Origin of the sequence: Thalassomonas sp. RHCl1 (assembly GCF_947387555.1) — a bacterium.
Classification (GTDB): domain Bacteria; phylum Pseudomonadota; class Gammaproteobacteria; order Enterobacterales; family Alteromonadaceae; genus Thalassomonas.
Window position 1 is genome coordinate 13270 of sequence record NZ_CANDNZ010000012.1, and the last position, 16256, is coordinate 29525.

The 16256-nt window shown below is 48.2% G+C and carries 14 protein-coding genes; 10 read left to right on the plus strand and 4 right to left on the minus strand.

Annotation, left to right across the window (positions count from 1 at the left end; all coding sequences use genetic code 11):
* The first annotated feature begins 40 nt into the window (after nucleotides 1–40).
* From QL234_RS24970 to QL234_RS25000, 7 genes are all read left to right on the plus strand, one after another.
* Entirely contained in the window at nucleotides 41–1564 is a 1524-nt protein-coding gene (locus tag QL234_RS24970) for a pre-peptidase C-terminal domain-containing protein (protein ID WP_281560476.1), read from the plus strand.
* Nucleotides 1565–1795: 231 nt separating this feature from the next.
* Complete coding sequence (locus QL234_RS24975; protein WP_281560477.1) at nucleotides 1796–2002, plus strand: hypothetical protein; 207 nt, start codon at nucleotides 1796–1798, stop codon at nucleotides 2000–2002.
* A gap of 326 nt (nucleotides 2003–2328) precedes the next feature.
* A complete protein-coding gene (locus QL234_RS24980) occupies nucleotides 2329–2535 on the plus strand; it encodes a hypothetical protein (RefSeq protein ID WP_281560478.1) in 207 nt (68 codons plus the stop codon).
* 205 nt (nucleotides 2536–2740) lie between these two features.
* Entirely contained in the window at nucleotides 2741–4867 is a 2127-nt protein-coding gene (locus QL234_RS24985) for a cation:dicarboxylase symporter family transporter (protein WP_281560479.1), read from the plus strand.
* Nucleotides 4868–4970: 103 nt separating this feature from the next.
* Entirely contained in the window at nucleotides 4971–5372 is a 402-nt protein-coding gene (rcsF, locus tag QL234_RS24990; RefSeq protein ID WP_281560480.1) for an Rcs stress response system protein RcsF, read from the plus strand.
* Entirely contained in the window at nucleotides 5373–6092 is a 720-nt protein-coding gene (tsaA, locus tag QL234_RS24995) for a tRNA (N6-threonylcarbamoyladenosine(37)-N6)-methyltransferase TrmO (protein WP_281560481.1), read from the plus strand. It abuts the gene before it with no gap.
* 37 nt (nucleotides 6093–6129) lie between these two features.
* The gene (locus tag QL234_RS25000) at nucleotides 6130–7053 is read left to right on the plus strand and encodes a DMT family transporter (RefSeq protein WP_281560482.1); all 924 of its coding nucleotides are present in this window, start codon (nucleotides 6130–6132) and stop codon (nucleotides 7051–7053) included.
* Between the two features lie 39 nt (nucleotides 7054–7092).
* On the opposite strand, the gene QL234_RS25005 is transcribed toward QL234_RS25000, so the two are convergent.
* Nucleotides 7093–8271, minus strand: coding sequence for a GNAT family N-acetyltransferase (locus QL234_RS25005; protein WP_281560483.1), 1179 nt, complete (start codon nucleotides 8269–8271; stop codon nucleotides 7093–7095).
* An 11-nt stretch (nucleotides 8272–8282) separates the two neighbouring features.
* Nucleotides 8283–9542, minus strand: coding sequence for an amidohydrolase family protein (locus QL234_RS25010; protein ID WP_281560590.1), 1260 nt, complete (start codon nucleotides 9540–9542; stop codon nucleotides 8283–8285).
* A gap of 344 nt (nucleotides 9543–9886) precedes the next feature.
* Between QL234_RS25010 and QL234_RS25015 the strand changes: the two genes are divergently transcribed.
* The 3 genes from QL234_RS25015 to QL234_RS25025 are packed head-to-tail and all read left to right on the plus strand — an operon-like array spanning nucleotide 9887 to nucleotide 14598.
* A complete protein-coding gene (locus QL234_RS25015) occupies nucleotides 9887–10642 on the plus strand; it encodes a transporter substrate-binding domain-containing protein (protein ID WP_281560484.1) in 756 nt (251 codons plus the stop codon).
* Nucleotides 10643–10679: 37 nt separating this feature from the next.
* Nucleotides 10680–11939 carry an urea ABC transporter substrate-binding protein gene (gene urtA, locus QL234_RS25020; RefSeq protein WP_281560485.1) on the plus strand — a complete coding sequence of 420 codons (1260 nt, stop codon included), beginning with the start codon at nucleotides 10680–10682 and terminating at the stop codon, nucleotides 11937–11939.
* Nucleotides 11932–14598: a hybrid sensor histidine kinase/response regulator gene (locus QL234_RS25025; protein ID WP_281560486.1), complete on the plus strand. Its 2667-nt coding sequence runs from the start codon at nucleotides 11932–11934 to the stop codon at nucleotides 14596–14598. The genes urtA and QL234_RS25025 overlap by 8 nt, the downstream gene beginning before the upstream one ends.
* 34 nt (nucleotides 14599–14632) lie before the next feature.
* On the opposite strand, the gene QL234_RS25030 is transcribed toward QL234_RS25025, so the two are convergent.
* Together QL234_RS25030 and QL234_RS25035 are read right to left on the minus strand one after the other, a co-directional pair.
* On the minus strand, nucleotides 14633–15385 hold the full coding sequence (locus QL234_RS25030; RefSeq protein ID WP_281560487.1) for a transporter substrate-binding domain-containing protein: 753 nt from the start codon (nucleotides 15383–15385) through the stop codon (nucleotides 14633–14635).
* Between the two features lie 115 nt (nucleotides 15386–15500).
* Complete coding sequence (locus QL234_RS25035; RefSeq protein ID WP_281560488.1) at nucleotides 15501–16217, minus strand: M15 family metallopeptidase; 717 nt, start codon at nucleotides 16215–16217, stop codon at nucleotides 15501–15503.
* Nucleotides 16218–16256 lie beyond the last annotated feature (39 nt).

The window sequence follows — 16256 nt, forward strand, 5'->3', positions numbered from 1 at the left end:
AATAAAAACTCAGGATAGTTGTTATACAAAGGAAGATAAAATGAACAAATTTAAACTTAGTGTGATCTCAGCAGCGTTACTGACCATGGGCATGCAGGCCCAGGCAGCGACTGACTTATTCTCTCCAGCAAGCAATGCCGAAATGAATGCCGTGCAAACATTAAAGGCAGATGTTAACAAGCGCAGCCTGTTTCACATTAACAAAGGAGCTTTAAAGCAAAGCACTAAAAGCTTAAATATCCAGCTTGATGACCAGCTCAATATCGAGTTCGACAGAACCAAGGCCAACATGAGCAAATCCGGCTCCATGATTTGGCAAGGTGAAGTTTCTTCAGAATTTTTAAGCCTGAACAGCAATGCCGATGCATTAACCAAGCAGCAAAACTCTGCTATTTTAGTTGAGCGTGACGGCACAGTGACCGGTACTGTACGCTATGAAGGTAAATTATACCGCATCCGCTCAGTAGGCCAGGGCAATCACTCGGTTGAGCAAATCAACGAAGACGTCTTTAAAGATCACGCCGATGATTATGTAGAGCCGGCAAGTGCCAGTTTCGATGCTTCTTCACAGCCCACAACCTTAGCCGCTAACCCGGTTATCGACGTGCTGGTCGTCTATACCTCAAAAGCCGCCAGCCTGTCCGGTAACATTTCGGCTTTGATTGATCTGGCTGAAACAGAAACCAATAACGGTTACAGCACCAGTGGCGTTAACGCCAGCGTCAATATCGTGCATACCGCGCAAGTCAGCTATACCGAGCACAGCAATTCAGAAACCGACTTAAACCGTTTAGCCGCCACCAACGACGGCTACATGGATGAAGTACATACCATGCGTGACACCTATGGCGCCGATATGGTGGTATTGGTACATGACACCAATGGTTACTGTGGCCAGGCAGATGCCATTTATGCCAATGCTTCAAGCGCCTTTGCCATCGTCGATTATGACTGTGCCACAGGTTACTACTCTTTCGGCCATGAATTAGGTCACCTGCAGGGTGCCCGTCATAACCCGGAAAATGATCCGACAAATTCCCCGTTCTCTTACGGTCATGGTTACCAGGATCCAAACGGCAACTGGCGTACGGTGATGGCCTATAACTGTAGCTCAGGTTGTACCCGTCAGTTATTCTGGTCTAACCCGAACAAAACTTACGGCGGCACAGCCACCGGCACCAGTTCGCGCAGTGACAATACCCGGGTATTAAATGAAACTGCAGCCACCATGGCGGCCTTTAGAACTGCCGGTGCGCCAAGTGACTGGACCACAGTAAGCCACAGCAATTTATCTGCCAGCAGCAAAAACTGGGTACGTTTTGAGCAAGAGATCCCGGCAGGCACGACTCAGCTGGTAGTGGATATTACCGGCGGTAGCGGTGATGCCGATCTGTATCTGCGCAGCGGCAGCGCCCCGACCACAAGTTCATATTCTTGTCGTTCATGGGATTACGGTAATACCGAAACCTGTACTATCAACAACCCAAGTGCAGGTACCTGGCATATCGGCATTCATGCCTACTCAGCCTTTAGCGGTAACAATATTACCTGGAAGTACAAATAAGCTTGTTTGCACAAGTTTTAAGTTAACTAAGACTTAAATGAAGCAAAGCCGGACCTTCGCTGTCCGGCTTTTTCTCTCGCCTCCCCCAGGCTTTACGCTTAACCCCTCACCAAATAACACAACCTAAAAACACTATGGCTACAAATTAAAGACAATATTTACACATGGTTAATGTCTGTTATGATGCCAAAGGTGTATTATTTACACGATTTAATAAAAAAGGAGTTAACAATGAAATTATCATTAAATAAAAATAAATTAAAAACCCTTTCTCAGGACAAAAACGTTTTACCTGCCGAAGCGACCATGCAAATAGGCGGCGCTGCGGTAACGGTTTGGACCCGTGACGGAGGCTGTGAAGGTCCTTTCACCGGTCAATGTACTGACACTTGCCAGGGCAGTGTTGGCGCTACCTGTGCTACCTCTAACCAGTGTTAATAGCATAATGCTTTCGGCTCTAAACGGTTTTCGTTTAGAGCCAACGACAGTAAAATCAGCCACACCGCAAACCTTAGTCCCCTTTTCGCTAGCAAGTAGAGATAAAGCCGCCCTTATTTTTCAATATGTTTCATCACTGTAAACAACCGCCCTTAGCACTAACTTTATGAACCAGGGAGCTGGTCGGATATTATTAGCCCTGTTTTTTCTTTTGCACCAGCTATATAGAAAAACAAATAAGCAACACACCATTTACATGGTATTAATTTCTGCTATGATGTTTCCGTGCATTTTTTACACGGTTTAACATTAAAATGGAGTTAACAATGAAATTAACCTTGAATAAAAAAAAATTAAAAACCCTTTCCAAGGATAACAATGTTTTACCTGCCGAAGCGACCAGACAAATCGGCGGAGCTGCAGTAACGGTTTGGACCCTTGATGGTACCTGTAATGGCCAGTTTACAAATCAATGTACTGACACTTGTCAGGGCAGTGTTGGCGCTACCTGTGCTACATCAAACATGTGCTAATTAACACTTTCGGGTATATACGGTCAAAACGTATATACCCTTTTTGCGAAGCCTTAACTAACAAGCACAAATCCCTTCTTTTCCTGAAACACACTACTATTAGTTCTCTCCTGTTTTTAAATCGCCCGGTTTCAGGGTAATTTACTGGTGTATTTCCCTTTTTTCTTTTAAGGTTCACTGTATTGTTACCTATTTCAAGCTGGTTATGCCGTTAAGCTCTCTTCCCCTGTCTGTTAAAATTCTTTTCACCATGGCATTGGGCCTGGTTATCGGCGGCATTAGCCAGACCGAAGTGCCGGCTATCGGCGCGCTGGCCGACACCTTTGTAACTTTATTGCAAATGACCGCCTTGCCCTATATTGCCCTGTCCCTGATTGTCGGTATCGGCGGACTATCGCCCTTGCAGGCGGGTAAAGCCTTTAAACAAAGTCTGCTCATTTTGGTCCTGCTGCTCTTTATTGCCCTGATCTTTATCTTTTTAACGCCGCTTGCTTTTCCAAACTGGCCAAATGCCGACTTTTACAGCCCGGGGGCGATAAAAGCACCGGACGAATTGGAGCTGATCGCGTTATTGATCCCCGCCAACCCCTTTTATGCCCTGGCCCATACCATAATTCCCGCGGTCGTGCTGTTCAGTATTTTTGTCGGTATCGGCCTGATGTCGGTGAAAGGTAAAAGACATACTTTGTCGGTATTAACCAGCTTACAGGCGGCGGTCGCCAACATCAGCAATATGGTGATGCGCTTTGCCCCGCTCGGGGTCTTTTGTATCGCCTATCGCGCGGCGGCCACCATAGAGGCAGCACAAATTGACGGCTTGTTTGTTTATATCATCAGCTCCACCCTGGTAGTCGCGCTATTGTCATTTGCGGTATTGCCCGCCACCGTTGCCCTGCTTACCCCTTTTAGCTACCGCCAGCTGGTCAAAGCTTTTCGGGAAGCCATGGTCACTGCTTTTGCCACCGGCAGTTTTTTTATTGTTATCCCGGTGCTGATCGAAAAGACCAAAGCACTGCTGGCACAAAACCAGGCAAGTTCGTCATCGACCAGCCATAACGCCAATATTGAAAAAGTGCCCGGTATTTTAATCCCGATTTCCTTTAGCCTGCCGGTGGGTGGGAAATTACTGGCAATTCTCTTTACCCTGTTTGCCGCCTGGTTTTCCGGCGCCTATATTTCATCGGGGGATTACCTGATGCTGCTACTCGCCGGTTTACCCCAGTTATTTGGCACCAGTACCTTGGCCATGCCTAAGTTGCTGGAATTATTTAATGTGTCCGCCAGCATGTTTGACTTTTTCATCGTTGCCGAAAACCTGATCATCGGCCGTTTGTCTGCGGTTTTATCTGTGAGCTTCGCCACTTGCCTGCCGCTGCTGCTCGCCTGTGCCATGAATAACACCATCAAGGTAAAATGGCGCTATCTGGGCCGCAACCTGATGATTATTCCCGCCGTTTCCATCGTGTTATTTTTATCCTTACGCTTTGGTTTTAATGAAATCGGCCACCAGTACCAGGGTTACGACAACTTTATCAACCGCGATTTTTTGCACCCTGAGGTCAAGAGCCGCAATCTCCCACAGGCACAGGAGCAGCTGTTAAATGCCCGGCCTTTTACCAGCGTATTAACCCGGATCAAGCAAAGAGGTTTTATCCGTGTCGGTTATTTCCGTGACGATCTGCCCTACGCCTTTCACAACGGCGAAGGCAAATTGGTGGGCTTTGATATTGAAATCATGCACCTTTTGGCAACCGATCTCCAGGTAGAGATAGAGTTTGTTAAAATTTACCATCACCAGGCGGCTGCCCTGCTTGCTTCCGGCTACCTGGATATCACTTCAGGGATCCCGGTGATCCCGGATAACCTCAGGGAATTTACCCTGACGGCGCCATACAGCCAGCAATCGCTGGCGTTTTTGGTTAAGGATGAACGCCGCAGCGAATTCGTCCGCTGGCAGGACATTACCGCACGGGAAGATCTCACCATAGGCATACCGGAAACCTTCTTTTATCAAAATGCCGTACAAAGATATTTTACCCGGGGCAAGGCCTGGGAAATCGCCAGCCCGAGGTTATTTTTCCGCGATCAATATCAGCATATAGACGCCATGTTATACGGCGCTGCCGCCGCATCCGCCTGGACTTTGCTCTACCCGGATTATACCGTGATAGCCCCCAAACCTGTGCTGCCGCCTTTGGCCATGGCTTTTCCCATCAATAAAAACGATCAGGAATTTGAGCTCTTTATGCGTAACTGGATAGCCATGAAGCAGAAAAACAATAGCCTGGCAAGGTTATTCGATTACTGGATCGGCGGTAAATCCCCCAAGTAACCTACCGCCGGGATCATGACCCCCGGCGACAAAAGTCCGTAGCGGTTTTTTCGCGGCAGAAAAACCTGTAAACTAGGGCCTTAAATTATTTAGTAGGTTATTTATGCTCTCTCGGAAAATACCATCTCGGAAATTGACCGTCACCTTTAGTTTCCTTGCCGCGGCCCTGCTTGGCGGATGCAGCAGCCAATATCAAGTGTCCACCAACCTGGATGAGGAAAACTTTAAAGAATACTTCTCCCCTACCCGGGTTAAAATTTACCAAAGTGAGCAGGAGTTTCCCGGGGACCACAGATATATCGGCCTGGTGGAAGGCCAGGATTGCCAGCTAAAACCCCATCATGCCGCCGCAGATGAAATCAACGCCCGTACCGAGGCAAGACGTCAGGCAGATGAAAAAAAGGCCAACGCGGTGATCTTTACCGGCTGCACCGACATAAAATCGGCACAATGCATCAGCTTACGGGTATGTTATGCCAAGGCTTACCAGGTGCTCGGACAATAAATGAATCAACAAATTACCCTGGATATCATAGGTTACGTCAGCTCCCCCTATAAAGAAAAATTTGCCATCCCGCGCCAGCCGGGTATTGTCAGCGCAGCCAAGGGCCATATCGAGTTAACTGGCCAGGCCAATAATATCGAACTGGTGCGCGGACTGGAGCAATTTAGCCATCTGTGGCTGATGTTTATTTTCCACGGCACCTCGGCGCAAGGGTGGAAGCCGCTGGTGCGGCCGCCGCGCCTGGGGGGCAATAAAAAACTCGGCGTGCTTGCCACCCGCTCGACCTTCAGACCAAATCCGGTAGGCATGTCTGTGGTGAAACTCGAAGATATCCGGTTGGATAACAAAAGCGTAAAACTCGAGATCTCGGGGTTGGATTTGCTGGATCAGACGCCGATCATTGATATCAAGCCTTATGTGCCTTATTCCGATGCCCTGTATGAGGCCAGTGCTGGCTTTGCCCAAGACTCCCCTGCCGATAGCCTGAGCATCAGCTTCTCAAGCCAGGCAAAGCAAGATCTGGCGAAGTACCACAAGGCTTATCCCGAACTTGAGCAGCTGATCAGCCAGGTATTGGCTCAAGATCCGCGCCCGGCCTATAAAAGCGGCCAGGCAGACGACAAGCGTTATGGCATGCATTTACACCAGTTTAATATCCTGTGGCAGATGACGGATCTGACCCGGGCAGAAGTTATCGCCATAGAAAAAATCGCCGGTTAAGCCGACTGATAAGCCGTATTTAAAAAAGAAACAAACCATGAAAACATCCCAAGGTATACAAGCCAGACAAGGCTTAGAATTAATCTTGCTCGCCTCGATCTGGGGCGCTTCCTTTATGTTTATGCGTATCGGCAGCCCGGAGTTCGGTCCTGTGCTGTTTATGGCGATGCGCACCCTGATCGCCAGCTTATTGTTAGTGCCGTTATTATTTCTTTATCGCCAGCAAAAAGCGCTGAGCGGCCAATGGCCGAAACTCTTTATTGTCGGGGCGCTCAATACCGCGATCCCTTTTGTGTTATTCGGCTATGCCACCTTAACCCTGTCGGCGGGGCTGACCTCTATTTTAAATACCACCACCCCCATGTTCGGCGTGCTGGTTGCCTATTTATGGTTTAAAGACAAACTCAGTCTCAATGCTGTCTTTGGCATCATACTCGGCTGCCTTGGGGTTTATTTACTTATGTATGACAAGATAGCGGTCACGCCAAATCCGGGGGAAGAGAGCAATATCCTGTTACCGGTACTGGCGGTGATGGGAGCCGCTTTGTGTTATGCCATCTCGGCAAACTTTACCAAAAGGTACTTAAGCCATATCAAACCCCTGGCCCAGGCAAGCGGCAGCCAGCTGGCGGCAACAGTTTTATTGGCGCCCGTCAGTTTATTTTTTCTGCCGACAAGCATGCCCTCGCCTTTGGCCATTACTTCGGTGGTGCTGCTGGGTACCGTTTGTACCGGCATCGCCTATATCATCTTTTTTAGGTTGATCGCCGCATTGGGGCCGGCCAATGCCATGTCGGTAACTTACCTTATTCCCGTCTTTGGCGTATTCTGGGGCGCATTATTTCTTAATGAAGTGGTCACCACCTCGATGTTGCTTGGCGGTGGCTGTATTTTAACCGGGGTTGCGCTGATCACCGGGGTGATTAAGCTTAGCAAGAAAAAATCGGCTGCCAAGGCTTGATGCTATAAGCCCGCCTTCCTTCTTCGGCTTAGCACCGGGTTATTTTGCTTTAAAAGGTAACCTGGTGTGCATCAGCTGATAATACCCCTCAAGGTAGGCATCTTCCTGCTTGAGAAAATCGCCGATGGCGGCATTAAAGTCCGGCCGTAATATCTGGTAAGCACCATAAGTAAACACCGGGGTAAATCCCCGGGCCACCTTATGCTCCCCCTGGACCCCGGCGTTAAACCGGTTGAGCTTATGCCGGATACAATAGTCTATGCCCTGGTAGTAACAGGTTTCAAAGTGCAGGAAATCAAACTCCTGCTCGCAGCCCCAATAACGTCCGTAAAGGGTTTGCTGATCGCGAAAAAACAGCGCCGCGGCAACGATTTTATCCTGCTGTTTGGCAAAGAGCAGCAAGAGATTGTCCGCCATGGTTTCGCCAAGCACAGTGAAAAAGTCTTTATTTAAATAACCATAGTGGCCGGAGCGTTTAGCATAGGTTGCCTGGTAAAAACGTAAAAACTGCTGCCATAACCGGGCATTCATTTCTGCACCGCTGAGCCAATGAAAACGGATCCCCGAGGCAAACACCTTATCTCTTTCTTTTTTGATATTTTTACGCTTACGTGCACTCATTGTTGCAAGATAATCATTGAAACTGGCGTATTCCCTGTTAAACCAGTAAAACTGGACATCCCGTCGTGGCAGCCAGTTATTTGATTGCAACAAGGCCCTGGTATGGGCTTGCTGCGGGTAAAAGAAACATTGCACGGTTTGCGCGTTAAGCTCCCGGGCTTTATCCAGCAGGGCCCGGGTTACCTGTTGGGCAATTTGCTGATGGTAAAGCCGGTAATCATCAGCAATAGCCAGGCGTTCACCCGCCACCGGAGTAAAGGGGATGGCACTGACCAGCTTAGGGTAATATTCAAAGCCGTATCTTTGATAAGCCTCGGCCCAGGACCAGTCAAACAGATATTCGCCAAAAGAATGAGACTTGATATAGAGCGGCATCAATGCCGCTACAACGCCGTCCTGGCGACTTTTAACCACCAGGTGTGAAACCTGCCAGCCAGTGTTAGCACCAACACAGTCTGACTGCTCCAGCGCCGATAAATAAGCATGGCGTACAAAAGGATCCCGGCGCTGAAAAAGGCCATCCCAAATATCTGCACTTACCCGGGAGATAGCGTCCAGATATAAAATATCAAAACCAGTTTCTTGCTCAACAGCCATGGCAACGGGTGCTAGCTTTTCTCATGTGCTTTGACCACTTTGCCTGCTTTCATCACAAAATCAACACTGAGCAAGGCGCTGATGTCTTCAAGCGGGCTGGTGTCCGTGGCGATAATGTCTGCCAGCTTGCCTTTTTCAAGCGTCCCTAAGCTGTCCTGGTAACCGATCAATTTGGCCGCATTAACCGTCGCCGACTTTAAGATCTCCGCGGCGCTCATACCGCCCTCAAACATCAGCACCGCTTCTCTGGCATTCTCGCCATGCCTGGAAACGCCGCTGTCGGTGCCAAAGGCAATATTGACGCCTGAGCGCTGCGCCCGGGAAAAGTTCTTCAACATGTCACCGCCGACACGTATCGCCTTGGTTTTAATGTCATCAGACATAAAGTCAGCTGTTTTCGCCATGGTCACCACAGTATCCCCCGCCAGCAAGGTCGGCACCAGGTAGGCGCCGCTTTGCTTAAATAAGCGGATGCTTTCTTCATCGGCATAACTGCCGTGTTCTATGCTGTCGACCCCGGCACGCAGCGCCGCATTGATGCCCGCTGCCGCATGGGCATGGCTGGCCACTTTTCGCCCTAAACCATGGGCGGTTTCCACCACTTCTTTCAGTTCACCATCCGTCATCTGCACCCCGGTGCCGGTATTGGTATCGGATAACACGCCGCCGGTTGAGGTAATTTTGATCAGATCCGCACCGAACTTGATCGCCCGGCGGGTGGCCCGGCGACAGTCAAAAGGGCCGTCACAAACGGTTTTGGCGGTAAATTTCTCTAATAAGTCTGCCCGCATACCATCAACATCGGCATGACCGCCGGTGATAGAAACCCTGCCGGCGGCAATAATTCTCGGACCGGACACCCAGCCTTTGTCAATGGCATCCCTGAGGGCATAAATTTGCTCGGGTTTGGCACCAAGGTCACGTACAGTGGTAAAACCCGACATCAGGGTTTTCTCGGCAAAAAATACGCTTTTCATGGCAACATCGGCATCGGATAAACGTAAGGTTTCACTGTCATTATTCGGCCCTAACTCCCCCTGGAGGTGGACATGCATATCCATTAATCCCGGCATTACAAAAGCCGAAGATAAGTCGATTAAGTCGGCATCATCGGCAAACTTGTCCAGAGATAAATATCCCGGAAAAACCCCGGTGATTTTACCGTCCGTCACCACTAAGGTTTGCTGCTTTAAAGGGTCCTGCCCCGGCACAGCCAGTAATTGCCCGGCATGGATCACCTTCACTTGCGCCAGACTGGTGGCCGGTAACATAGTGAACAATAGACAGGCTGCCGCCGACAGCAGAGATTTACCTGGAGATGAAAAAGCTAACATCAGTATTCCTTTAACCGCTTATTTGTTGATTAAGTCCCCAAGATAACAAGATTTTAACTAAATAAAAAGCCAAAGCATTTGGCTGTAGCCTGCCCCGGGCATCAGCGCTAAAAAACGGTTTGAGGCGCACCTTAACCTGCCCCTTTGAGTGAAACCGCTGGTTATAATATTCGACTATACTCTAGAGGAGTAAACGCCAGGTACAATCAGGCGCAGCAATCCCAGTCATTTAAGGGATCAGAGTCGGGATATGCGAGCCAGAAATTTCAAAGGGCAAACCCATGTTAAAACAACTCGTGATCCTACTGATATTACTCAGCTCCCCCAGCTATGGCGATGTTGTCACCATACGCGCCGATGAATGGTATCCCGTCAATGGCAGGCCGGGCGCAGCAAATCCCGGTTATATGATTGAAATAGCAAGAAAGATCCTTATCGAAAATGGCCACAGCCTGGACTACCAGACCCTGCCCTGGCGCGGCAGCTTAAAAATGGTGCGTAAGGGCCGCTATGACTGCGTGGTCGGCGCCGATCACAATGACGCCCCCGACTTTGTCTTTACCAAAGAACCCTGGGGCTTTATCAAACCGGTGTTCTATATCAAAAAAGAAAGTTCCTGGCGTTACCAGGGCATAGACTCCCTGCGCAATATCCGCCTCGGGGTCATCGGCGATTATGCCTATACCCAGGTACTCGAAGACTATATCGCCCGCAATAAAGATACCGACAAGGTGCAGATTGTTTTTGCCAATAAGGCCTTAAGGCAAAATATCGGTAAGCTGATGTCCGGCAGACTCGATGTTGTTATTGAATACGATATTGTCATGGATGCGAAACTGCGCGAACTCGGCCATGATAAGGATATTATCTCCGTGGGCAGTATTACCGATGGCCAGCCTCTTTATATCGCCTGCTCTCCCAATAAAGCCAACGCCAGGGAATACATCCGGTTATTTGCAGAGGGCTTCAGCAAAATGCGTAAAAATGGCGAATTAGCCGGCATTTTACAAAAATACGGTCTCAAAGACTGGCAGTAATCAGCAAATAGCCGGCAACTTCCCGGTGGCAGCAGCAATGCAAAAGCACAGACAAATAACAACATTCATCCTGTTCACGCTTGTTTCAATAAGCACCCTGATACTATCCTGCAGCGATGATAGCGGCCAACCAATCAAAGTCGGTATTCTCCATTCCCTGACCGGTACCATGGCCTTTAGCGAAAAAGACCTGGTTGATGCCCTTACCCTGGCGGTAGAAGAAATTAACCGTTCAGGGGGCGTGTTAGGACAGCCATTACAGCCGGTGATCGCCGACGGTGCTTCCAACTGGGATCAATTTGCCAGCAAGGCCAAGCAGCTGATTGTCCAGGACCAGGTGCCGGTGATTTTCGGCTGCTGGACCTCTGCCAGCAGAAAAGCGGTAAAACCTGTGGTAGAGCAATATCAGCATTTACTCTTTTATCCGGTGCAATATGAAGGGCTGGAGCAATCCCCCAATATTATCTATACCGGTGCAGCCCCCAACCAGCAAATTATCCCCAGTATCCACTGGGCGCTGGAAAACCTGGGGCAAAGAGTTTACCTGCTCGGCTCTGATTATATTTTTCCCCGGGCCGCCAATATGATCATCAAAGATTTATTGAAAAAACGGGGGCTCACTCCTTTGGCCGAAGTCTACCTGCCCCTGGGTTCAAACGATGTTTCCTCGGTCATCAGGGATATCCGGCAGCTAAAGCCTGATCTGATTTTTAATACCATCAACGGCGACAGTAATATTGCCTTTTTTACCGCCCTGAATAACTTAAAACCTGCCGATAACAAAAGTACCTCGCCGGAGCACGATGTCACCAGGCCTACCGTGGTCTCTTTCAGCATTGGCGAACCCGAAGTTAAAACCATCGGCAGTAAGTTGCTGGCGGGTCACTATGCCGCCTGGAATTATTTTCAAAGTATTAACAGCCGGGAAAATATCAATTTCGTTCACGCTTTTAAAAGCCGCTTCGGGCAGCACAGGGTCATCAATGATCCTATGGAATCTGCCTATATCGGACTTTATCTCTGGGCTCAGGCGGTCACGGCAGCCGGTACCACAGATCCCAAAAGTGTCAAAGCCGTTATGGCCTACCAGAGTTTTAAGGCACCGCAGGGAGTGGTATCCATTGATGCCCCCACCCAGCATTTATGGAAAACCGTCAGGATCGGCCGGGTACTTAACGATGGCCAGTTTAAAATCGTCTGGTCAAGCAAGACCCCGGTAAGGCCGGCGCCCTTTCCTTCTTATTACAGCAAAGACCAGTGGCGAAAACGCCTGGCCTTACTTACTGCCAATGAATAAGGTTCCGCTTTCCTTTAAACTCTTCTCCTGGCTGTTGATATGCGCCGTCATACCCACCAGTTTGCTGGCGCTGTTATACTTAAACTCTTTTGAACAGGCATTTTTGCAGCAAAAACAAGAGAATTTATCCCAGATGGCGGACCAAAAAGTTCGTCAGATAGAAAATTATATCGCGGGAAAAATTGGCGATGCCAGTATGCTGGCGCAGTTGCCGCAAACGGTCAATATTATGCTCAGCCCGCAGCACTTAAAAGGCAAGCAGAGCTTAGATAAAGCCATATTAAACGACTTTTACCAGCAATTTCTCCAGCGCGGTTACCTCAACCTGATGCTACTCTCCCCTGCCGGCAAGATAATTTTAAACTTGCAGGACCGGCAGCTAACGAAAAAAAACATTGATTCGGATTTACTTAATAACAGTGCTTTGGCCCAGGTATTCCAACGGGCGACCTATTTTCTTGAGTCCTCTTCTTCCTCGTTTGAATTTCTCCCCGCCAGCAAAAACTCGGCGGCTTTTATTGCCGCACCGATCTTATACCGGGAACGGTTATCCGGTGTTTTGGTGTTGCAAATCGATAACCGGATCATTGATCAGGTAACAGCAGATGTCAGCGGCTCAATATTAAGCCGGGAGGTTGTGGTAGCAGCCCGCGACCATGATTTTTTTTCATTTCAGTTACCGGTAAAATACGATGAAAACATCCTGGTGGGGCAAAAGTTGCGCATTGCCAAGGCTACATTTCCCCTGAAAAAAGCCATGGATGGCATAAGGAGTGTCACAGTAACCACAGATTATCGCAATGTTAAAGTTATCGCCGCTTCCCGCTATATACCATCGATACACTGGGGCCTGGTATTAAAAGAAGATCTGGCAGAAGCCATGGCGGTTTTTCAACAGATGCGTACGCTTGCCCTGGTGATCCTGCTGCTTATTTTGCTCAGTGTACTGGTGATCGCCGGTTACCTGGGGCGGTCAATTGCCAAACCGTTAACTGCCATGGCCGAGATCAGCCGATCTATTGCCTCAGGCAATACCCGGATCCGGGTTGAGCCTCAGGGCTTCAAAGAAAACTATGAACTGGCATTATCTTTTAACCACATGTCCGATCGCTTATTCAATGCCCAAGATAAGCTCGAGCAACAAGTTCAGGAGCTTAATCATTTAAACCGGCAACTTTCAAAAGAAATTGATGAGCGAAAATTTGCTGAATTGGGATTAGTCCAAGCCAAGGAAAAAGCAGAGTTATCTAAAGAGCAGGCCGAACTGGCTCAACAGGAAGCTGTCGCCGCCAATAAGGCAAAATCTATTTTCCTGGCCAGTATTTCCCATGAAATCCGCACCCCGATGAATGCGATTTTGGGCTACACCCAGATATTGCAGCGGGATCAGGGATTAAATGTTGACCAGCGCCATTCCTTATCCGTGATCAACCGATCAAGCGATCACTTGCTGGCCTTGATCAATGATATTTTAGACCTGTCAAAAATCGAAGCCGGTGCCGTTGAAACCGTCAGCCAGGTATTTGACCTGGTAGAGCTGATCCAAACCCTCAGTGATATGTTTAAACTTAAAGCCGAACAAAAAGGGCTTCACTGGCAGGTAGAGACAGATTTTTCGCTGGAGCAACTGCCGGTGATCGGCGACCAGGGAAAGTTACGGCAAATACTGATCAACCTGGTGGGCAATGCCCTTAAATTCACCGATAAAGGATTTGTCCAGCTGGCAGTATACTCGGTTGAAAATGATCGCTTTAACTTTGAAGTCAGCGACAGCGGCGCCGGCATTGAGGGCAAAGATCATGAGGCAATATTTGACGCCTTCAACCAGGGGGATAAAAGTGAAATTCAGGGAGGCACGGGCCTTGGCCTGACCATTTCACAAAAATACCTGAAAATCATGGGCAGCAAGCTGATGCTGGATTCCGTGGTCAACCAGGGATCCCGCTTTTATTTTCAACTACCGCTCCCCGTCTCCAGGGAAAATATCCGGCTTGAGCCAAAAAGCCAGGTATTAGCACTCAAACCCGGAGATCAAAAAACCATACTGGTGGTAGATGATGTTGATATTAACCGCACCATTTTAAACCGCATGTTATCGGATGTCGGTTTTCTGGCCTTTGAAGCCGCCAATGGCCGTCAGGCACTGGACTTGTTAGCACAACAAGATATTGACCTGGTTTTTACCGATCTTAAGATGCCGGTGATGGACGGCTTAACCCTGCTTCAGCATATCAAAGCCTTTGATAGCACTATCCCTGTGATTGCCATCAGCGCCTCAAGCTTACAAAATGAAGTACAGCATTATATTCATTTAGGTTTTGAGAATTATCTCTCTAAACCTTTCCATTTCGAAGAAGTGTATAAACTGCTGAAAAATACCCTGGGAATAGAGTTTATTTACCAGCAAACCAGCAAGGCCAAACCTCAACAGATATCAGATGAGGAATTACGGCAGCAATACCGCCAGGCTCGCGAATTAATTGAGAAAATCATACAGGCCTGCGACCGTTACCGGGTGGATGAAGTCGAAGCATTATTAAATGAGCTAAAAAGCAATTACCCCGACAGCCGGGGTTTAGCCGACAAACTTAACGAATATGTCAGTCGCTATGAACTCGACACTTTGAAAAATTACCTGAATGAGTTAGACAAAGATTAGCAATTGAAGGTGAGTGCGACCAGCAACTGACTTTTTATTGCAGGAAGTCATACTGCTGCAACAGCAGCTGGTATTGCTCGGTATTCCTGAACTTTTGCCAATGTCTATCAAAATCCTGCCTGAGGCTGTCATCCAGGAAACCCAAACGATAAGGGTTGGTTGGAAAAATCTTATGGACATCAACATTTTCCATATGGCTTTTGCCGAGAAATTCCTTACTTAAATAGTTAAAAATATTAACGTCCATCACCACCACATCGGTTCTGCCTTTGAGTAACATTTCCACCTGTTTTTTCTGCTCAGGCAGTTCGACATAAAAAGGACTGGACTGCACCGCTTTGCTGTATTGCTCCCCTAAAATGAAATTGGCATTTTGAAAACCGACGATAGAATACCTTTGTAACTCGGAAATTTCCTCTATGCTAATGCCACGCCCTTTAAGGCTTATCGCGACATTTTGGTAAATAATATAAGGTTCGCTGAATTTGGCCGGAGAGATATCAAGCTTGCTGCTTAAGGTCATGCCGACATCTACCTTGCCCAGTTTAACTAAATCGTAGGAACGGCCAAAAGGTAAGTAGATAAAATTTAATTGATAACCCATTTGTTTAAAAATGGCCCGAATCAATTCTATTTCAAATCCGGTATCGCCCTGCTCAATTACGTAAGGAGGTTTAGTCCAGCCGACAGTCACATCCAGCCGTTTCGCCAGGGCATAGTCACTAGCCACAACAAACAAAAACACCAGGAAAACCTTTAACAAAGCCACCGGCAAAGACCTGATCATAGCTTTCACACCTTCACGTAAATTACTCTTTAATTACTATAGCCAATCACGGCGTTTTTTATCCGCCTGGCAACAAGTATTTGCCCCCGGCTGAACTACCTGAAACAAACGTAACTTATTCAATAACAAAATCAAAATATTGTTCGCTGAAAGGCTCATCTTTTAAAGTGAAATGCCACCATTCTTCTTCCAGGAATTTAAAGCCCTGTCTGAGCATCACTTGCTGTAATAACATACGGTTCGCCCTTTGCTGCGCACTCAGCGCCAGGTTGGCGGGCCAGGATTTGACACTGAAATAATCCCAGGTCGTGCCCATATCCAGCTCGGTTGCTTTCCCCCCGATCAGGGAAACTAAAGTCACATCGACGGTACTGCCACGCGAATGACCGGATTTTGCCGCGATATAACCATGCCTGAACAGATCTTTTTTAGCGACTTGCGGGTAGTAGTGCTGTTTCATCTTAGTGTCCTTGAGATCCTCTGCCCAGCGGACAAAAAAATCTACTGCCCGTTGCGGCCGGTAGGCGTCATAGACCTTAAGCCCCAGCCCGAATTTAAGTAATTCCTCTTGCGCCTGTTTTAAGGCCGTTGCGGCTTTTTTGGTCAGTATCGCCTTGGGCTTGTTATACCCGGGGATGGCCTCACCGACAAAGTTGTCTTTACCGTAATATCTTAACTCTACCTCCAGGGTTGGTATAAGCTGTTCAAGGTCTACAAAGCCAGGGGGTATGCCCGATTTTTCCTGCCCGGCCGATACCGTAAAACAAATGCAGGAAAACACCAGCATCAATGCCTGCCGGCCAAGGTTAAAATATCTGCGTGGTTTAACCATAGTTTTCCCCGTCAAAGCCCTTTATTCTTAATATCGCCA